Below are 18845 nucleotides of genomic sequence, written 5' to 3'. Positions count from 1 at the left end.
CAGGATGAGCCCGTGACGACGGACGCCGCCACCTTCACCCGGCACCGCCCGCTGCTGTTCGGCCTGGCGTACCGGATGCTCGGCTCCGCCCACGACGCGGAGGACGTGGTGCAGGACGCCTGGCTGCGCTGGGCCGGCCACCACGGCACCGTCGACAACCCCGCCGCCTGGTTGACCACGGCGGTCACCCGGCTCTGCCTGAACCTGCTGGACTCGGCCCGGAAGCGCCGCGAGACCTACGTCGGTCCCTGGCTGCCCGAGCCGATCCTCACCACGGACCCTGCGACCGGTCCGGCCGCCGCGGTCGAGGAGCGCGAGTCGGTGTCGTTGGCCCTGCTCACCACCCTCGAACGGCTCACCCCGGCCGAACGCGCCGTCTACGTCCTGCGCGAGGCGTTCGGGCACAGCCACGCCGAGGTCGCCGCGGTCCTCGAGGTCAGCGAGACCGCCTCCCGGCAGCTGCACACCCGCGCCCGGCGCCACCTGGCGACCGTGCCGACCGTGCAGACCGCGGTCGACGTCGGCCCGCTGCTGGCCCGCTTCGTCGCGGCCGCCCGCGACGGCGAGATCGCCGCGCTCGAGGAGCTGCTCGCCGACGGCGTCACCGTCGTCTCCGACGGCGGCGGGAAGGTCAGCGCGGCCCGCCGCCCGGTGGTCGGCCGCGACGCCGTGGCGCGCTTCCTGATCGGTGTCCTCGCTCCGTCGCGGTTCCGGGGCACCGGGATCGCCGCCGAGGTCAACGGCGCACCGGCCCTGCTCGCGTTCGTCGACGGGACGCTGGTGGGCGTCGTGTGCGTGGAGACCCTCGACGGTCGCGTCACCGCCGTCCGCATCCACCGCAACCCCGACAAGCTCGCCTTCCTCGCCGGGCAGGTGTCACGTTCGCCGGAGCTGTCCGGTCGAGGGTCCTGACGGGTGCCACGCGGGCGCCCCGACGAGGAGGACGCCATGACCGTGCTGGTGACCGGAGGGACGGGGACGCTCGGCCGCGCCCTCGTCCCGCTGCTCGACGACCCGCGGGTGCTGAGCCGGCACGCCGGACCGGGGCGCGTCGTCGGGGACCTGGAGACCGGGGAGGGCCTCGACGCGGCCATGGCCGGGACGTTGGTCGTGGTGCACCTCGCGAGCCGGCCGAAGCACGACGCGCAGGCCACCGCGGAGGTGGTCGAGGCCGCGCGCCGCGCGGGAATCGGGCACCTGGTCCACGTCTCGATCGTCGGCACCGATCGCATCCCGCTGGGCTACTACGAGCAGAAGGTCCGCAGCGAGCGGCTCGTCGAAGGATCGGGGCTGCCGTGGACGATCCTGCGGGCGACCCAGTTCCACGACCTGCTCGCACAGCTGTTCGCCACGACGGCCCGGGTCGGCGTCCTGCCGGCGCTCTCCGGCGTGTCCTTCCAGCCGGTCGCCGTCGCCGACGTCGCCGGCCGCCTGGCCGCACTGGCGGCCGGGCCGCCGCGGGGGCGCGTCGACGACCTCGGCGGGCCCGAGGTCCGGTCGATGGCCGACCTGGCGCGCACCTGGGCCCGGGCCACCGGCCGGCGCCGCCCGGTGGTCCCCCTCCGCCTGCCCGGGGCGGTCGTCCGCGGCTTCCGCTCGGGCGCGAACCTCGCCCCGGAGCACCCCGACGGCATCGTCACGTTCGAGCAGTTCCTCGCCGCCCGGAGCGAGGTCCGGCCGTGACCGCCCGTGTCCTGCTGGCCGTCCTCGCCGCGCTCCAGGGTGTCATCGGAGTCTGGGCCCTCCTGGCTCCGCAAGGGTTCTACGACCGGTTCCCCTACGGCGGGACGCCGTGGGTCGCGCTCCTCCCGCCGTACAACGAGCACCTCGTGCGCGACCACGGCGCCGGCACGCTCGCCCTCGGTGTGGTGCTGGCGTTCGCGGCGTGGTGGCCGGGACGCCGGCTGGTGATCGCCGCGGTCGTCTCGTTCCTGGTCTTCGCGGTGCCGCACGCGGTGTTCCACACGCTGCACCTGGAGCACTTCCCGGTCCTGGACGCCGTCGGGCAGCAGGGGGCGTTCCTCCTCGAGATCCTCCTGGCCGTGGCCGTCCTCGTGGCCCTCCCGCGCCGGGACCGCGCTCGTAGCACGTCGGAGGCGCCGACGGCAGGGCTGGACTGAACCGGACATCCGCGCCAGTGTGATCACCACCACCACTGATCCCGACCGGTCGGGGAGCGCGCGTGACCGAGACGAGAACACCCTTCGTCGGACAGAGCCTGCCGCGGCGCGAGGACGAGGCGCTGATCACCGGACGCGGCACCTGGACCGACGACATCTCGCCGCCGGGCGTCGTCCACCTCGCCGTGGTCCGCAGCGACATCGCGCACGGCCGGATCACCGGCGTCGACGCCGCCGCCGCCAGCGAGCACCCGGGGGTCGTCGCGGTGTTCACCGGCGCCGACCTGCGCTCCGAGTTCGCGGCCGGCATCCCGTGCGGCTGGCCGGTCACCGAGGACATCCTGGTGCCCGACCACCCGCCCCTGGCCGTCGACGAGGTCAACCACGTCGGGGACGGGGTCGCGGTCGTCGTCGCGACCTCCGCCGCGGCCGCCCGCGACGCGAGCGAGCTCGTCGTCGTGGACTACGAGGAGCTGCCGGCGGTCGTCGACATCGAGGCGGCGCTCGAGCCGGGCTCGCCGCTGGTGCACGAGCAGTTCGGGACGAACCACTGCTACACCTGGCCGCTCGCGGTCGGCGACGTCGACGACGCCCTCGCGCGGGCCGACGTCGTGGTCGAGGGGCGCTACGTCCAGCAGCGGGTGCTCGCCTCCCCGATGGAGCCCCGGGCCGTCGTCGTCACCCCGGACCCCTACGGCGGCGGCTTCACGCTGCACACCTCGACCCAGGTCCCGCACTTCGTCCGTGACATCCTCGCCGCGATCTGCGGCGTCTCGGACACGAAGCTGCGGGTGGTCGCGCCGGACGTCGGCGGCGGCTTCGGCGCGAAGCTCAACGTGTACGCCGAGGAGGCGCTCGCGCTGGTGCTGGCGCGGCGGCTCCGCAAGCCGGTGAAGTGGACCGAGACCCGCTCCGAGCACCACGTGGCCACCACGCACGGGCGCGGGCAGGTCCAGCACATGACGGTGGGCGCGACGCGCGACGGCCGCATCCTCGGCATGCGGATCCGGCTGCTCGCCGACATGGGCGCCTACCTGCAGCTCCTGACGCCGGGTATCGCGGTCTTCGGCGCCTTCACCTACTGCGGGCTCTACGACTTCGGCGCCTACGACTTCGAGTGCCGCGGCGTGTTCACCAACCTCACGCCCACCGACGCCTACCGCGGCGCCGGCCGGTCCGAGGCGGCCTACGCCCACGAGCGGATCCTCGACGACCTCGCCCGCGCCCTGGAGATGGACCCGGCCGAGCTGCGGTTGCGCAACCTGCACCCGCCGTTCGACGAGCCGCGCACGGTGCCCTCCGGGGTCATGTACGACTCGGGGGACTACGAGCCGTGCATGCGCCGCGCGATGGAGCTCGTCGACTACGAGGGGCTGCGCGCGGAGCAGGCCCGGCGCCGCGCGGAGGGCGACCACGTCGAGCTCGGCATCGGGATCGGGAACTTCACCGAGTCCGGCGGGCTCTCCCCGTCGAAGGTCGCCGCCGGGGTGCGGCTGCAGTCCGGCGGCTGGGAGGCCGCCACGGTCCGCATGACGACGGCGGGTCGGGCCGAGGTGGTCACCGGCACCAGCCCGCACGGGCAGGGCCACGAGACGGCGTGGGCGCAGATCACCGCGGACTCGCTCGGCATCGACCCCGCCGACGTCGAGGTCCTGCACTCGGACACGATGATCGCGCCGTTCGGGCGGGACACCTACGGGTCGCGCAGCCTCGCGGTCGGGGGCAGCGCGGTGTTCGGCGCGGCGGAGAAGGTCGTCGCGAAGGCGACGCTGCTCGCCGCGCACCTGCTGGAGGCCGACGCGTCCGACGTGGAGTTCCGCGACGGGACCTTCTCGGTCCGCGGCACGGGGGGCGGCGGGATCACCATCCAGGAGGTCGCGGGCGCGGCCTCGCTCGCCGCCGACCTGCCCGAGGGCATGGAGCCCAACCTCACCGCCGACCACCACTTCGACCCGCCGAACTTCACGTGGCCGTTCGGCACCCACGTCTGCGTCGTCGAGGTGGACACCGAGACCGGCTTCACGACGGTGCGGCGCTTCGTCGCCGTCGACGACTGCGGCCGGATCGTCAACCCGACGATCGTCGACGGGCAGCTGCACGGCGGGATCGCCCAGGGCATCGCGCAGGCCCTCTACGAGCACGCCACCTACGACGAGGCCGGCCAGCCGACGACGGCGACGCTCGCCGACTACGCGGTGCCGGCCGCGAGCGACCTGCCGGGCTTCGACCTCGAGCAGCGGGTGACCCTCTCGCCGACGAACCCGCTCGGGGCGAAGGGGATCGGGGAGTCCGGGGCGATCGGGAGCTCACCCGCCGTCGTGAACGCCGTCATCGACGCCCTGACCGCCCGCGGCGTGACCCACCTCGACATGCCGGTGACACCGCAGCGGGTCTGGCGCGCCCTGCACACGCAGACCACTCCGAAGGCGACGGTGGCGTGATGGAGACCCGCTACGACCACGGGGGCGACGAGTTCGTCTACGTCGAGATCGACGCGGCGATGAGCCTGCCGGCGCACTTCACGTCGTTGGCGATCACCCGGCAGCTCGCGGCCGAGGCGATCGACGGCGTCGAGGAGATCTGCCCGTCGAACGCGTCGTACATGGTGCGGGTCGACCCGGACCGCATCCACCCCCGCGACCTGGTCCGCGAGCTGCAGCGGATCGAGTCCGAGGTGGGCGCGGGCGACGACGACTTCACGGTCGACACCCGCATCGTCGACGTGCCGATCATGCTGAACGACCCGTGGACCCACGAGGTCCTGATGAAGTTCCGGGACCGCCACCAGGACCCGACGGGCACCGACCTGGACTACGGCGCCCGGATCAACGGCTACGACACCACCGACGCCTTCGTCGACGCCCTGGCGTCCTCGCCGTACCTGGTGACGATGATGGGCTTCGTCCCCGGCCTGCCGTGGTGCTTCCAGCTCGTGCCGCGGGAGCGCCAGGTCGAGGTGCCCAAGTACGTCCGGCCGCGCACCGAGACCCCGGAGCGCGCGTTCGGGTTCGGCGGGGCGTTCGCGGTCATCTACCCGGTCAAGGGCGCCGGCGGCTACCAGCTCTTCGGCTCCGCCCCGGCCCCGATCTTCGACGCCGCGATGGAGCAGCCGGACTTCGCCGAGCAGGACTCCGTGGTGTTCTTCCGCCACGGCGACGTCATCAACTTCCGCCGGGTCGACGAGGCCGGGTACGACGAGGTCCGCGAGCAGGTCGCGGCGAAGCAGTGGCGGTACCGCACCGCGTCGGTGGAGTTCTCACCGAGCCGCTTCCTCGCCGACCCCGACGGGACGAACGCCGCGATGCTGGAGGCCCTCTACCGATGAGCATCCTCGTGCACGACCCCGGCCTCGAGACCACCGTCCAGGACACCGGCCGCTTCGGCCACTACGCGATCGGCTTCCCGCCGTCGGGCGCGCTGGACTCGTTCGCCTACCACGTGGGCAACGCGCTGGTCGGTAACGCGCCCGGCGCCGCCGGCCTGGAGGCGGTCTACCTCGGGCCTACGCTGGAGTTCACCGAGGACACCGTCATCGCGGTGACGGGCGCGGACATCCCGGCGACGCTGGACGGCGAGCCGCTCCCGCTGTGGGAGTCGGTCGCCGTGCGCGCGGGCCAGACGCTCGCCTTCGGACAGCTCGCGGGCGGGGCGCGGCCGTACGTCGCGGTCGCGGGCGGGATCGACGTGCCGAGGGTCTACGGCAGCCGCTCGACCTACACGCTCGTCGGCATGGGCGGCTTCGGCGGCCGCGGCGTCGCCGAGGGCGACGAGCTGGCCCTGGGCGACGACGCTGTCGCGCCGCGGGCCGGACGGCGGCTGGGCGACGAGGACGTCCCGACCTATCCCGAGGTGGCCGAGCTGCGGCTGCTGGTCGGGCTGCACAGCTACCGGCTCACCCCGGAGAGCCTGGAGCGGTTCACCGACACCGCGTGGAAGGTGACCCCGGACGCGAACCGGGTGGGCTACCGCTACCGCGGCGCCGAGCTGGAGTTCGTGCCCCGCGAGCAGCCGTTCGGGGCGGGCAGCGACCCGGCGAACGTCACCGACTGCGGCTACCCCGTCGGCTCGGTGCAGGTGCCGGGCGGCGTGGAACCGATCGTGCTGCTCCAGGACGCCGTCACCGGCGGCGGCTACGCGACCCTGGGCACGGTCGTCTCGGTCGACCGCGACCGGCTCGCCCAGACCAAGACCGGGGACCGCACCCGCTTCGTCCCCGTCGAGCTCGACGAGGCGCTGGCCATCCGCCGCGACCGCACCGCGCAGCTCGAGCGCATCCGGTCCGCCCTGAGCTGAGGAGAGCACACCGTGGGACACACCATCGCCGCCCGGACCCCCGGGGTCTTCTACCGCCGGCCCTCCCCGGACGCCGAGCCCTACGTCGCCGACGGGGCGACGGTCGCCGAGGGCGACGTCATCGGCCTCATCGAGGTCATGAAGACGTTCCGCGAGGTGACCGCGGACGCCGCCGGGACGATCTCCCGGTGGCACGTGGAGAACGAGGACGAGGTGACGATCGGCCAGGAGCTGGTGGAGATCGACACGTGAGCTCGACCAGTGGTGTCCGCTCGGTGCTGGTCGCCAACCGCGGCGAGATCGCCCTGCGCGTGATCCGGGCGTGCCGCGACCTCGGGCTGCGGGCCGTGGCCGTGTACTCCGACGCGGACGCGTCGGCGGCGCACGTCCGGCACGCCGACGCCGCCGTGCACCTCGGGAAGTCGTCCGCGTCGAAGAGCTACCTGAACGTCGAGGCGCTGCTCGGGGCGGTCCGGTCCTCCGGCGCCGACGCGGTCCACCCGGGCTACGGGTTCCTCTCGGAGAACGCCGGGTTCGCCCGCGCGGTGGCGGACGCCGGGGTCACGTGGGTCGGCCCGTCCGGCGACGTCATCGAACGGATGGGCGACAAGGCGACGGCGCGGGCGACGGCGGAGGCGGCGGGGGTCCCGGTGGTGCCCGGGAGCGGCGTCGTCACGTCGACCGACGAGGCCGTGGCGGCCGCCGCGGAGGTCGGCTACCCGGTGCTGGTCAAGGCCTCCGCCGGCGGCGGCGGGCGGGGCATCCGACCCGCGGGCGACGACGACGAGCTGCGCCGGGTCGTCGACGAGGCGCGCCGCGAGGCGTCCTCGGCGTTCGGGTCGGACGCGGTCTACGTCGAGCGGGCGCTGCAGCACCCGAAGCACATCGAGGTACAGGTGCTGGCCGACACGCACGGGAACGTGGTGCACGTCGGCGAGCGGGACTGCTCGCTGCAACGACGGCGGCAGAAGCTCCTGGAGGAGGCGCCCGCGCCCGGGCTGGACCCGGCGCTGCGCGAGCGGATCTGCACCGCGGCCGCCGACCTCGCGCGGGAGGTCGGCTACGTCGGAGCGGGCACGGTCGAGTTCCTCGTGGAGGACGGGGAGTTCTTCTTCATCGAGATGAACACCCGCATCCAGGTCGAGCACCCCGTCTCCGAGCTGGTCACCGGGGTGGACCTGGTGGCCGAGCAGCTGCGGATCGCGGGTGGCGAGGCCCTGTCGGTGGACCAGTCCGACGTCGTCGTGCGCGGTGCGGCGGTCGAGTTCCGGGTGAACGCCGAGGACCCCGACGAGGACTTCCTCCCCTCCCCCGGCGAGATCACTGCGCTGGAGCTGCCGGGCGGGCCGGGGGTCCGGGTGGACACCGCGCTCGCCGTCGGGGACGTGATCCCGCCGTTCTACGACTCGATGGTCGCGAAGCTCGCCGTCTGGGGACCGGACCGGGCCACCGCCCTGGCCCGGGCCCGACGCGCCCTCGCGGAGTACCGGGTGGAGGGCGTCCCCACGACGCTCGGGCTGCACCGACGTCTGGTCGACGAGCCGGCGCTGGTGGCCGGCGATCACGACATCACGACGCTGGAGGCGTTCCTGGCTCAGAGCAGCTGAAGCGCCGGCACCCGCTCCACCCCGAGCTCGTCGAACCGGGCGACGATCGCGGCGCAGATGTCGGGCGCATTCGGCCGGTCGCCGTGCAGGCAGATGGTGTCGACCTCGACGTCCAGGTGCTTCCCCGACGTCGAGGTCACGTGGCCCTCGAGCAGGTCGACCGCCTGCTGCGCGACCTTCGCCGGGTCCTTCGCCAGCGGGGCGGGCTCGACGATGATGCGCGCGTCGTCGTCGTAGTCCAGGTCGGCGAACCCCTCGCGGGCCACCTTGGCGCCGAGGGACCGGGCGAGGTCGGCGGTGGGCCCGGCGAGCCAGAACAACATCAGGTCGGGATCGAGCCGCAGGACCGCCTCGGTGATCGCCGTCGTGATCGCGTCGTCGGTCAGCGCCATGCCGTAGAGCGCGCCGTGCGGCTTGACGTGCACCACCTCGGCGCCCTCCGCCGCGGCCGTCGCCTGCAGCGCCCCGACCTGGTACAGCACGATCTGCGCCGCCTCGTCCGGCCGCAGGGCCATCCGGCGCCGGCCGAACCCGACGAGGTCCGGCAACCCCGGGTGGGCGCCGATCGCGGTGTCCGTCGCGGCGGCGGTGCGCACCGACTCGCGCATCGTCACCGGGTCGCTCGCGTGGAAGCCGCACGCGACGTTCACCGACGTCACGTGCTCCATCAGCGCCGAGTCGTGGCCGAGCTTCCACAGCCCGAGGCTCTCGCCGGCGTCGGCGTTCAGGTCGATCCGCGTCTGCACGCCCGCCATCGCACCAGCGTGACGGCCGACACGCCAGGGGTCAGTTGATGCACCCCGGGGCGGCCGCGGTGATCGGCGGGGTGACGGGGGCGGGCGCGGCGGCCGGGGTCGTCGCGGAGGTCGGTGCGGCCTTCAGGGTCTCCTCCTCGTCCCCGACCTCGGCGGCGTGCGTGCGCGCCGCGTCGGACCAGCCGATGGGCTGCGGGGCCGGGAGACGCTCACCGGCGTCGACGGCGATCGAGTCGTCCACGAACTGGCGGACCTGGGTCGGGTCGACCTCCACGGCCGTGCCGTCCGAGCCGGTCTGGAGGTAGGGATCGCCGGTCGGGATCGTCCGGAACGTGACCGCCCCGGCCGACAGCCCCTGCATCTGCCCGGCGAACGAGAGCACGTTCCAGCGGTCGTCGAGGGTCACCGAGCGGGCGAGGGTCCCGGAGAGCCGGTCGAGGGCGAACGGGTTCGCGAGCGTCCCGGCCGAGAGCAGCTCCCGGGTGGCGCTCGCCAGGAAGGTCTGCTGGCGGGTGATGCGGTCGAGGTCGCCGCCGGGCAGGCCGTGGCGCTGGCGCACGAAGGCGAGGGCCTGGGCCCCGGACACCTCCTGGGGCCCGGCGGGCAGGCGCAGTCCCGAGTACGGGTCGTCGACCGGTGCACGCAGGCAGACAGGCACGCCGCCGAGGGCCTGGCTGACGTCGGCGAAACCCGCGAGGTTCACCGAGGCGTAGTGCGTGATGGGCAGGCCGGTGAGCTGCTCGACGGTCTCGATCGTCAGGCGGGCGCCCGCCTGCATCGCGGCGCGGCGGACCGCCGGGTCGTCCGGCGACGCGGTCGGGCCGGCGTCCGGGGCGAAGGGCGACGTGGCCGCACCGCCGGCCGTGCCCTCGGTCAGCGTGTCGGTGGTGAAGGCCGCCGCCCGGGAGTACGCCGAGTTGATCTTGTGCTTGCCGAAGTCGTCCGCGAGCTGCACGTAGGAGTCGCGCGGGATCGAGATCGCGGTGGCGCGGCCGCCCCCGGCGGGGACGTGCACGACGGTGATGGAGTCCGCCGTGTCCCCGCCGTCGCCGGTGTCGCCCGCGTGCAGGGCGTCGAGGAGGGCCGGCGGGAGCGGGTTGCCCTGCGGGTCGGTGCGGCTGTCCACCCCGAGGAGCAGGATGTTCTGCTCGGCCGTGGGCGGCGCCGCAACCGGCTGCTGGATGACCGACGCCGACGCGGTGGATCGATCCAGTTGGCGAACCTGGACCCAGGCGAACGCCGAGAGCGCAACGACGGCCGCCGACACGACGACCACCAGGCTCCGAAGGAACAGGCGCACGCGTCGCCGCCCGTTCGTGGATCCGCTCACCGCACCATGGTTCCCACAAATCGCACCGTCGTCACCGTGACGTCGCCGGTTTCCCGGCAACTATTGCCTCCGCGGCCTCACCGTCCGCTCATGTCGATCACCTCCGGCCTCATTCGGGGGGCCGATCCGCCGCGGCGAATGCGACATGAGGCAGGACCAGGGGACCCTCGACCTGCCCCACGTCGCACTCGCCCCCGAGGGCGCCTTCTCGACCGATCCAGCTCCGCACAGCAGGCACACAACGTCGACCCAGGGACCGGACATCCCGGGCCAGCAGGGTCGACACCATGACGACGACCCACCTCCGCGCCGGGCCCGCACCCCGGCGGGCGCCCGCCGCACCGGGGCGTCACGCACTCGCCGCCCGGCTCGCCGCTCCGGTCTGGGAGCGGCCCCTGCTGCTCGTCCTGCTCCTGGGTACCGCCGTGCTCTACCTGTGGGACCTGGGCTCGAGCGGGAACGCCAACGAGTTCTACGCCGCGGCCGTGCAGGCGGGCACGCAGTCGTGGAAGGCGTGGCTGTTCGGCTCGCTGGACGCGTCGAACTTCATCACGGTGGACAAGCCGCCGGCGGCGCTGTGGGTCATGGGGCTGTCTGCGCGCCTGTTCGGGTTCAGCGCGTGGTCGTTGCTCGTCCCGCAGGCCCTCATGGGCGTGGGGTCGGTCGCCCTGCTGCGTGCGGCGGTCCGCCGCTGGGCCGGTCCGGGAGCGGGTCTGCTCGCCGGGGCCCTGCTCGCGCTCACCCCGGTCGCGGTCCTGATGTTCCGCTTCGACAACCCCGACGCGTTGCTCGTGCTCTGCATGACGGCGGCCGCGTACGCGGCCGTCCGCGCGATCGACGTCGCGCACCGCCGCGCCGGCCTGTGGTGGACCGCGGCCACCGGCGCCCTGCTCGGCCTGGGCTTCCTGACGAAGATGCTGCAGGCCTGGTTGGTGCTGCCCGCGCTCGCCGTCGTGATCGCGCTCGCCGCGGCCGTGACCTGGCGCCGCCGCCTCGCGATGCTCGCCGTCGGGCTCGGGGCGATGGTCGTCTCGGTCGGCTGGTACGTGCTGCTGGTCGACCTCTGGCCGGCCTCGGACCGCCCGTACATCGGCGGCTCGACCGACGACTCGTTCCTCGACCTCGTCCTCGGCTACAACGGGCTCGGCCGCCTCCTCGGCGGCGAGGGCAACGGCGGAGGCGGCAGCGGTGGCCCCGGCGGCGGCTCGGGCAACACCGGCTTCGGCGGGTCGGCCGGCATCACCCGGATGTTCAACGAGTCGTTCGGGGGGCAGATCAGCTGGCTGCTGCCGGCGGCGCTGGTCCTGCTCGCGGCGGGGCTGTGGCTGACCCGCCGGGCGGCCCGGACCGACCGCGCGCGCGCCGCGCTGGTCCTGTGGGGCGGCTGGTTGCTGGTGCACGCCCTGGTGTTCAGCGTCATGAGCGGCACGGTGCACGCCTACTACGCCGTGGCGATGGCACCCGGCCTGGCCGGGACGCTGGCCGTCGGCGGTGCCCTGCTGTGGCGCCGCCGCGAGCTGCTCACCGCTCGCCTGAGCCTGGTGGTCGCCCTCGCCGCGACCACGGCGTGGAGCGTCGTGCTCCTGCGCCGCACCCCGGAGTTCCTGCCGTGGCTGCGGTGGGTGGTGGCGATCGCCGGCACCGTCGCGGTCGTCGGGCTGCTGGTCGGAGCGGTCGGTCGGCGCGCGTGGGCCCGCCGCGCCCTGCCGGTGCTGCTGGTCGGGTCGGTGCTCGCCGGCGCCGGCGGCTCGGTGGCCTACGCGGTGGACACGGCCGCGACCACCCACTCCGGGTCGATCGTGTCCGCCGGCCCGACGTCCGGGTCCGCGGACCGGAGCGGGCAGGGCGGCCCGGGCGGCGCCGGGGCGCCGCCGTCCGGATCGCAGCCGGGCACCCCGCCGGGCGGCGGCCAGGGCGGCGGACCGGGCGGCACGACCACCACGTCCACCGAGCTCACGGCCCTGCTCCGGGACGCGGGCACCACCTGGTCGGCGGCGGTCGTCGGGTCGCAGGGTGCGGCGTCGCTGGAGCTCGCCTCGGACACCGCCGTCATGGCGATCGGCGGCTGGAGCGGCACCGATGCCGCGCCGACCCTGGCGGAGTTCCAGGCGATGGTCGCCGCGGGCGACGTCCACTGGTTCGTCGGGTCCGGCGACCGGGGCGGCCAGGGCGGCTCCGATTCCGTCGGTTCGCAGATCGCGGCGTGGGTGGCGGAGCACTACACGGCGACGACCGTCGGCGGTCGGACCGTCTACGACCTCACGAGCCCGACGAGCTGACCCCGGCGTCGTCGGTCGGCCCGGTGGGCTCGGTCTCGCCCGGGCCGGCCGGGTCGGCCGCGTCCATCGGGTGGGCCAGCTCGTCGGGACCGAGCCGCCCGAGGCCCAGCGCGACCGCGCCGATCAGCAGCGGTGCGAGGCCGGCGACGAGGAAGACCGGGGTCAGGCCGGCGACGGCGCTGACCGGCCCGGCCAGGGCCATCGAGACCGGCATGAACGACAGCGAGACGAAGAAGTCCAGGCTCGACACCCGCCCGAGCAGGTGCGGCGGGACCCGGCGTTGGAGCAGGGTGCCCCAGAAGACCTGCGGGGCGTTGAAGAGGACCCCGACGGCCACAGCGGCCAGCGCCATCGGTACCAGGGAGTCGGCGAGCCCGAACACGACCATCGGCACGCAGCCCACGGACCACATCGCGATCATCGCCGTGAGATAGCGGCGGGGCAGTCGGACCGAGCCCGCGAGGAACGAGCCGAGGGCGCCGCCCAGGCCGAACATCGCCAGGACGAGGGCGTGCTCGCCCGGCCCACCTCCGGCGCGGTCCTTGACCGCGAACGGGACGAGCACCTCCATCGGCCCGAGCACCACGAGGATCATCGCCGAGGCGAACAGCAGGGTGACCAGCAGCCACCGGGTGCGGACCATGTAGCGGAACCCCTCGCGCAGGTCGCCGAGCGGGGACGCGGCCTCGGCCGACGCGCGTTCGACGGCGGCCAAGCGGGGCAGCCCGACCGCACACCCGAGCGCTCCCGCGGAGGCCACGGCGACGGCGGCCATGGCGGGCGCGGGGCCCGCGGCGGCCACGACGACCCCGGCCACCGCCGGCCCGAGGGCGTTGAGCAGGGCGGGGCGGAGCACGCCCTCGAGCCCGTTCACCGCCTGCAGCTCGTCGGGCGGGACGAGCCGCGGCACGAGGGCCGAGTAGGCGGGGAACATCAGGCCGCCCGCGATACCGATCGCCAGCGCCGCGGCCCCCAGCGCGACCATCCCGAGCAGACCGGTCGACGACAGCACGGCGACGGCGGCGACCGCGGCGGTCTGCAGCACCGCCACCAGGACGAGGACCCGCCGGGGCGACACCCGGTCGGCGATCACGCCGCCGGGCAGGGCGGTGACGAGCACGCCCACCGCAAGGGCACCGCTGACCAGCGACAACTGGGTCGGGCCGCCGCCGAGCGCCACCACCTGCCAGACGAGCGCGACCACCCACAGGCCCTCGGCGAGCACGGAGCAGGCCAGCGTGCCGGCGAGCCACCGGTAGCTGCGATGCCGCAGCGGCCGGACCGCCCGGGGGAGCCGCGGGGCGCGGCCGGTCGTCGTCACGACCGCGAGGCTAGGACGAACGGGACGTCGCGCGCCGCTGGATTCCGCGGCCCCGGAGTCGGGCCTACCGTGGGCCGGTGCCCCGCGCGACGACCTTCGGCACCCGTGCCGCGGACTACGACCGGCTGCGTCCCGGGCCCCACCCCGACGCCCTGGACCGCGTGCTGCCGGCCACCGCCCGCACGGTCGTCGACCTCGCCGCGGGGACCGGGCTCGTGACCCGCGCAATCCTCGCGCGCGCGGACGCACCGGTCGTCGTGGCGGTCGAGCCCGACCGGCGCATGCTCGCCCGGGTCACCGGTGCGACCGCCGCGTGCGCCGTGGCGGAGCACCTGCCGCTCGCGGACGCGAGCGTCGACGCGGTCGTCGCCTCGTCGGCCTGGCACTGGTTCGACGAGCAGGCCGCCACCGCGGAGATCGCCCGGGTGCTGCGCCCCGGCGGGACCCTGGGCCTGCTCTGGAGTCGCCCGGACCCGACCGTGCCGTGGGTCGCCGAGGTGCGCGGGGTCGGTCGGACGGCCGCCGACGGCGCACGACCGCCGACCCGGCGGGGCCTGGAGTTCGCCCTGCCCGGTGGCTTCGGCTTCGTCGACGACACCCCCGAGCCGGTGTGTGTCTCCTGGTCCCGGCGGATGACCCGGGACGAGGTCGCCGGGATGGTGTGCACCTACAGCGGGGTCCTCGAGCTCGACGCGGCCGCGCAGGACGCGGTGTTCCGGGCCGCCCGGGAGCGCCTGGACGAGCTCGTCGGCGGAGGGGATCCGGTGGACGTGCCGTTCGAGACGATCGGGCGGAGGTGGACGGCGTCCCCGTGAGCCGGCTACGCCGGGCGCGGCATCCGCGGGCGCCGGGCCGCGAGCGCGCGGTGCGGGACCCGGGCGGGCGTCCCGGGGCGGACGACCGGGGCGCCCGGTCGCGCGGCGCCCGCCGGGACCGGACCGCGCATGGCCGGGGTGACGGGGAGGGGGCGGCCGGTGAGCACCGCGGAGAGCACGCCGAGGACGTCCGACACCGAGGAGTACTCGGCCTCGGGGATCCGCACCAGGAGTTCCCGCGTGACCGTGTCGCACCCGTAGAGGTCGCCCGCGGTGAGGATCTGCCAGCGGCGGACCGGGAACGGGACCTCCCGCAGGATCGGCACGAGACGCTCGGCGAGCGCCGCCGGCGAGCAGTCGCGCGGGACCGGTGCGAGCGCGGCGGCCAGGTCGGGGCGGGGTGTCGTGGGCATCGGGGCTCCTCGGGGTCGGCGGCGCAGTGCCGCTCCACACCTCCATCTGCCCCCGGTTCATGTTCCATAACCCTCGTTCTGCGTCACCGGCCTGTCGCACGTTCCGGTCACCGGGACAGCGCGCGTGGGTGCGCCGCCAGTTACTCCTGAGTAGGTTCTCTCCCCATGAGCGCCGTGCTGTCCTCCTGGAACCGCCTCTCGGGCTCGTGGCCCGGCCGCCTGCTCGTCAGCGGGGCCGTCTGGCTGCGGGCGCCCTACTTCCTGACGGCGGCCCCGGTCATCTCCGAGCTCGACGAGAAGCACAGCCGCGTGCGCATGACGAACTGGTGGCTGGTGCACAACCACCTCGGCACCGTGCACGCGATCGCCTCGTGCAACCTCGCCGAGTACGCCATGGGGGTGCTGGCCGAGGCCGCGGTCCCGCCCACCCACCGGTGGATCCCGATCGGCATGGACGTGCGCTACCTCGCGCCGGCGAGGACCTCCGTCGTCGCGGACGCCCAGTGGGCGACCCCGCCCTGGTTCGGCGGCGAGAAGGAGGACGTGACCGTGGAGGTCGCGGTGCGCGACGACGGCGGCACCGAGGCCGTGCACGCCTCGATCCACCTGCGCGTGTCGCCGCGTCCGCCGCGGTAGCCCCGCGCGCCGGACGTGCGAGTGGCGCCGTTCTGACGTCAGGTGGCAGCGATGGACCATTGCTGCCCCGCCGGGGGCGACGCCGTGCCACGATCGCCGGAACCATGAGCGCCCCGCCCGAGTCCCCCGGCCGCCGCGGCGCCACCGCCGGGCAGGTGGTCGCGGCGCGGTTCTCCGCCCGGCGGCTCGCCTCGGCGCTGGTGCGGCGCGACCCGACACCGATCGTCGACCCGCTGCGCTCGCACACGCGCGCGACGATCGCGGGCGTGCTGCTCGCCGCCCTCGGGCTCGGCGCGGCGGCCGTGGTCGGGGCGGTGGACCGCCCGGCGGACTGGCGGAGCTCCGCGATCGTGGTCGGCGAGCGCACCGGGGCGCTGGCGGTGGTGACCCGCGGTGACCCGCCCGCGCTCATCGGCGTCCCGAACCTCGCGTCCGCGCGGCTGGCGGCCGCCGCCGTCGCGGGCGGGCCCGTGCCGGCGGACCCGGTGGAGATCGCCGACGACGTGCTCGCCGCGGCCCCGCGCGCCCGGCCGGTGGGGATCGTGGACGCGCCGGTCCCCCCGCCCGCCGACCTCCCCGGCCCGGCCTCGTGGTCGGTCTGCGACACCACCACCCCCGACCCGGTCCTCGGTGGCGCCCGCCCCCGCACGACGACCACCGTGATCGGCGCCGCCCGGCCGCCGGGCCGGCCGCCCGCGCCGGGTGAGGCCCTCGTCGTGGTGGACCGGGCCGGCCAGAACTGGTTGGTCTCCGGCGGCACCCGCGCCCGGCTCGACGTGACCCGCCCCGCCGTCGTGGAGGCCCTCGGACTCGGCGGCCTGCTGCCGCGCCCGGCCAGCAGCGGGTTCCTCGCGGCGCTGCCGGAGGCGCCCCCGATCACCCCGCCGGTCATCCCGCGCCGCGGCGCCCCGGTGCCGGTGGAACTCGCGGGGGAGCGCGCCGGCGGCGTCGTGCGGGTGGTCGGGGCCGGGAGCTCGGAGACCTACCTGCTGGTGCTGACGGACGGTGTCCAGGTCGTCCCCGAGCTGCTCGCCCGCCTGATCCGCCTGGACGACCCGACCCTGGCCGGCGTGCCGATCCCCACCGTCGCGCCGGCCCAGGTCGCGAACGCGCCGGTCTCCCGCGCCGTCGACGTCCGCGCCGTCCCCGATCCGGCCCCGGTCCCGCTCCCGCCGGACCGGGCGCCGTCGGTGTGCGCCGACCGCACCGCCGCGCCCGGGTCGCCCGCCGGGATCACCGTCTCGGCCGATCCCCTGCCCGCCGGGGTCGCCCTGCGCCAGGCCGACGGTTCGGGCGACCGGGCCGACCGCGCCGTCGTGCCGGGGACCGGGGTCACCGTGCGGGAGGAGGACGGGGCGGTCCTCGTCGTCTCCGCGACCGGGTCCGTGCACGGCGTGCCGGACGCGGCCACGGCGGAGGCGCTCGGACTCGGGCGCACGTTCTCGCCGGCGCCCCGCGCGGTGATCGGACTGCTCCCCACCGGCGCCCCGCTCACCGTGGAGGCCGCCACCCGGCCGCTGGGCTGATCAGGGCGCGGCGGCGACCCGGGGCTCGGCCGGCGTCCCGGTGTCCTCCTCCTCCGGCACGGTCGGCGAGCTGGTCGAGCGTCCCGTCGGGGGGTCGACCGGCGGCGCCACCGTGGTGACCACGGGCGGTGCGGGCGCGGCCGTCGGTGCCACGGCGGGCGGCGGCACCGGGGTGGTGGTCCGGGCGCGGGTCCGGGTGCTCGTGGCCCGGGGCCGCGGCGACTCGACCCGCTCGGCCTCGCGCGTGGTGGTCGGCGCGACGACCGCGGGGACCGGCGGCGCCGGCACCGTGGTCGGCACCGGGGCGGGGAGCGGGGTCGCCCGCGCCCCCGCGACGAGCGTGTAGGCGAGCGCGGACCCGGCGACCAGCACGGCCGCGAGGGCGATCCCCACGGCGACGAGGAGCCCCCGACGTGCCCGGCGGGGCGACACCGGGGCGGCCCCGGTCGGCACGTCCGCCGCGTCGGGGATCGGGGCGAGGACCGCGGGCGCCCCGGTCGCGTGCACCGCCGGTCCGGCCGCGGTGGGGACCGCACCGGTCGGTGCCGCCATCAGGGCCGGTGAGAGCACGGTCTCCGCGTCCAGGCCGATCTCGCGCGAGACCGTGCGCATGACCGCGAGCACCTCGTCGGCGTCCGGCCGGGCCCCGGGCTCGTCGGCGGTCATGGCCACGAGCAGCGTGCGCAGCGAGTCGGGCAGCTGGGAGGGCACCGCGGGGCGGCGGTGCAGCCGGGCGACGGCGGCCTCCAGCGCGTTGCCCGGGTACTCCCGGCGTCCGGTGAGGCACTCGATGAGCACCAGCCCGAGGGCGTAGACGTCGACCGCCGGGGTGACCGACTCGCCGCGGACCTGCTCCGGGCTCAGGTAGGACGCCGTGCCGATCACCATCCCGGCGGCGGTGACCGGCGCGGCGTCGCGGACGGCGGCGATCCCGAAGTCGGACAGGTGCGCCCGTCCCTCGGCGTCGAGCAGGACGTTGCCGGGCTTGACGTCGCGATGCACCACACCGCGGCGGTGCACGTAGCCGAGGGCGTCGGCGAGGGCGGCCCCGAGGGCGACGACGTCACCGAGGGGCAGCGGTCCGCGGCGGATCCGCTGGGCGAGCGTGTCTCCCTCGATCAGCTGCATGACGAAGTAGGCGCGGCCGCGGTCGTCGCCCACGTCGTAGACCGTGACCAGCCCGGGGTGCGACAGGGCCGCGAGCGTGAGCACCTCGCGCCGGTTGCGGGCGTCCGAGCCCTCCTCGAGGTCCCCGACCAGCTCGGCGGGCGGGGACGACGCCCGTGGGGCGGACCCGCTGCCCGGGCCGTAGCGGGCGCCGTCCGCCGGCTCGTCGGCCGCGTCCGGGCCCTCCGACGGCGCCCCCGACGGCGCGCCCGACGACGCCTCCGCGTTTGCGGCCGCCACGACCTCGCCGCCCGCCCCGAACATCTTGATCGCCACGTCGCGGCCGAGCAGCTCGTCGCGGGCCCGGTAGACGTCCGCGGCGCCGCCGCGGCCGATGAGGTCGCCGACGGTGTAGCGGCCGCCGACGACGGTCGGCGGCCCGGCCTCGGTCGTGCTCACCGCGCCACCTCCTCCGCCTCCGGCCCCCGGACCGTGGTCCCGGTGCGATTCTCCCCCGTCGGGGCCCGCCGCGGACACGGTTCGTCCGCCGCCGGGCCGGGGTTCATCCCTGGTCAACGACGACGTCGGGTCCGCGACGCGCGCCGTTACGGACCCGTGAGCAGGGGTGTCCCGATCGTGATGG

Annotated in this window: 17 protein-coding genes; 12 read left to right on the top strand and 5 right to left on the bottom strand. The window is 75.6% G+C overall.

All coding sequences use genetic code 11. The features are described 5' to 3' along the window. Positions 1-12 precede the first annotated feature (12 nt). From WCD74_RS04715 to WCD74_RS04680, 8 genes are all read left to right on the top strand, one after another. Positions 13-912: an RNA polymerase sigma-70 factor gene (locus WCD74_RS04715; RefSeq protein WP_337693681.1), complete on the top strand. Its 900-nt coding sequence runs from the start codon at positions 13-15 to the stop codon at positions 910-912. Positions 913-948: 36 nt separating this feature from the next. Continuing rightward, positions 949-1683, top strand: coding sequence for an SDR family oxidoreductase (locus WCD74_RS04710; protein WP_337693680.1), 735 nt, complete (start codon positions 949-951; stop codon positions 1681-1683). Next, complete coding sequence (locus WCD74_RS04705; protein WP_337693679.1) at positions 1680-2120, top strand: hypothetical protein; 441 nt, start codon at positions 1680-1682, stop codon at positions 2118-2120. Before WCD74_RS04710 ends, WCD74_RS04705 begins: the two co-directional genes overlap by 4 nt. 62 nt (positions 2121-2182) lie before the next feature. Beyond that, the gene (locus tag WCD74_RS04700) at positions 2183-4561 is read left to right on the top strand and encodes a xanthine dehydrogenase family protein molybdopterin-binding subunit (RefSeq protein ID WP_337693678.1); all 2379 of its coding nucleotides are present in this window, start codon (positions 2183-2185) and stop codon (positions 4559-4561) included. Then, entirely contained in the window at positions 4561-5445 is an 885-nt protein-coding gene (locus WCD74_RS04695; RefSeq protein WP_337693677.1) for a 5-oxoprolinase subunit B family protein, read from the top strand. The genes WCD74_RS04700 and WCD74_RS04695 overlap by 1 nt, the downstream gene beginning before the upstream one ends. Next, positions 5442-6413: a 5-oxoprolinase subunit C family protein gene (locus tag WCD74_RS04690; protein WP_337693676.1), complete on the top strand. Its 972-nt coding sequence runs from the start codon at positions 5442-5444 to the stop codon at positions 6411-6413. The genes WCD74_RS04695 and WCD74_RS04690 overlap by 4 nt, the downstream gene beginning before the upstream one ends. A gap of 12 nt (positions 6414-6425) precedes the next feature. Continuing rightward, the gene (locus WCD74_RS04685; RefSeq protein WP_337693675.1) at positions 6426-6665 is read left to right on the top strand and encodes an acetyl-CoA carboxylase; all 240 of its coding nucleotides are present in this window, start codon (positions 6426-6428) and stop codon (positions 6663-6665) included. Further along, the gene (locus WCD74_RS04680; protein WP_337693674.1) at positions 6662-8020 is read left to right on the top strand and encodes an acetyl-CoA carboxylase biotin carboxylase subunit; all 1359 of its coding nucleotides are present in this window, start codon (positions 6662-6664) and stop codon (positions 8018-8020) included. The genes WCD74_RS04685 and WCD74_RS04680 overlap by 4 nt, the downstream gene beginning before the upstream one ends. Here WCD74_RS04680 and WCD74_RS04675 read toward each other — a convergent pair. Both WCD74_RS04675 and WCD74_RS04670 read right to left on the bottom strand, forming a co-directional pair. Next, positions 8008-8775 (bottom strand): LamB/YcsF family protein, encoded by a 768-nt coding sequence (locus WCD74_RS04675; protein ID WP_337693673.1) that lies wholly within the window; start codon positions 8773-8775, stop codon positions 8008-8010. The two genes, WCD74_RS04680 and WCD74_RS04675, sit on opposite strands and share 13 nt — an antisense overlap. A 31-nt stretch (positions 8776-8806) precedes the next feature. Then, on the bottom strand, positions 8807-10105 hold the full coding sequence (locus tag WCD74_RS04670) for an LCP family protein (protein ID WP_337693672.1): 1299 nt from the start codon (positions 10103-10105) through the stop codon (positions 8807-8809). Positions 10106-10392: 287 nt separating this feature from the next. On the opposite strand from WCD74_RS04670, the gene WCD74_RS04665 reads away from it, so the two are divergent. Further along, positions 10393-12384 carry a glycosyltransferase family 39 protein gene (locus tag WCD74_RS04665; RefSeq protein ID WP_337693671.1) on the top strand — a complete coding sequence of 664 codons (1992 nt, stop codon included), beginning with the start codon at positions 10393-10395 and terminating at the stop codon, positions 12382-12384. On the opposite strand, the gene WCD74_RS04660 is transcribed toward WCD74_RS04665, so the two are convergent. Next, entirely contained in the window at positions 12365-13705 is a 1341-nt protein-coding gene (locus tag WCD74_RS04660) for an MFS transporter (protein WP_337693670.1), read from the bottom strand. The genes WCD74_RS04665 and WCD74_RS04660 overlap by 20 nt on opposite strands. Positions 13706-13782: 77 nt before the next feature. On the opposite strand from WCD74_RS04660, the gene WCD74_RS04655 reads away from it, so the two are divergent. Continuing rightward, entirely contained in the window at positions 13783-14520 is a 738-nt protein-coding gene (locus WCD74_RS04655; RefSeq protein WP_337693669.1) for a class I SAM-dependent methyltransferase, read from the top strand. A gap of 5 nt (positions 14521-14525) precedes the next feature. On the opposite strand, the gene WCD74_RS04650 is transcribed toward WCD74_RS04655, so the two are convergent. After that, entirely contained in the window at positions 14526-14933 is a 408-nt protein-coding gene (locus WCD74_RS04650; RefSeq protein WP_337693668.1) for a hypothetical protein, read from the bottom strand. A 165-nt stretch (positions 14934-15098) separates the two neighbouring features. Between WCD74_RS04650 and WCD74_RS04645 the strand changes: the two genes are divergently transcribed. Together WCD74_RS04645 and eccB are read left to right on the top strand one after the other, a co-directional pair. After that, complete coding sequence (locus WCD74_RS04645) at positions 15099-15569, top strand: hotdog fold domain-containing protein (RefSeq protein WP_337693667.1); 471 nt, start codon at positions 15099-15101, stop codon at positions 15567-15569. 104 nt (positions 15570-15673) lie between these two features. Then, entirely contained in the window at positions 15674-17095 is a 1422-nt protein-coding gene (eccB, locus tag WCD74_RS04640; protein ID WP_337693666.1) for a type VII secretion protein EccB, read from the top strand. Here eccB and WCD74_RS04635 read toward each other — a convergent pair whose 3' ends face one another. Then, positions 17096-18661, bottom strand: a complete 1566-nt coding sequence (locus tag WCD74_RS04635; protein ID WP_337693665.1) for a protein kinase domain-containing protein — start codon at positions 18659-18661, stop codon at positions 17096-17098. Between the last annotated feature and the right edge of the window lie 184 nt (positions 18662-18845).

Origin of the sequence: Actinomycetospora aurantiaca, assembly GCF_037401875.1 — a bacterium.
In the GTDB taxonomy this organism is placed as follows: Bacteria; Actinomycetota; Actinomycetes; order Mycobacteriales; family Pseudonocardiaceae; genus Actinomycetospora; species Actinomycetospora aurantiaca.
Note: the sequence above shows the minus strand (reverse complement) of the source record. Positions and strands in the feature narration are given on the sequence as shown.

What these genes read in the sequence shown, in the direction of transcription:
- WCD74_RS04650 (WP_337693668.1), bottom strand. Translation starts at nt 14,933, where the DNA reads ATGCCCACGACACCCCGCCCCGACCTGGCCGCCGCGCTCGCACCGGTC.
- WCD74_RS04645 (WP_337693667.1), top strand. Translation starts at nt 15,099, where the DNA reads ATGAGCGCCGTGCTGTCCTCCTGGAACCGCCTCTCGGGCTCGTGGCCC.
- WCD74_RS04710 (WP_337693680.1), top strand. Translation starts at nt 949, where the DNA reads ATGACCGTGCTGGTGACCGGAGGGACGGGGACGCTCGGCCGCGCCCTC.
- WCD74_RS04695 (WP_337693677.1), top strand. Translation starts at nt 4,561, where the DNA reads ATGGAGACCCGCTACGACCACGGGGGCGACGAGTTCGTCTACGTCGAG.
- WCD74_RS04690 (WP_337693676.1), top strand. Translation starts at nt 5,442, where the DNA reads ATGAGCATCCTCGTGCACGACCCCGGCCTCGAGACCACCGTCCAGGAC.
- WCD74_RS04665 (WP_337693671.1), top strand. Translation starts at nt 10,393, where the DNA reads ATGACGACGACCCACCTCCGCGCCGGGCCCGCACCCCGGCGGGCGCCC.
- eccB (WP_337693666.1), top strand. Translation starts at nt 15,674, where the DNA reads ATGAGCGCCCCGCCCGAGTCCCCCGGCCGCCGCGGCGCCACCGCCGGG.
- WCD74_RS04675 (WP_337693673.1), bottom strand. Translation starts at nt 8,775, where the DNA reads ATGGCGGGCGTGCAGACGCGGATCGACCTGAACGCCGACGCCGGCGAG.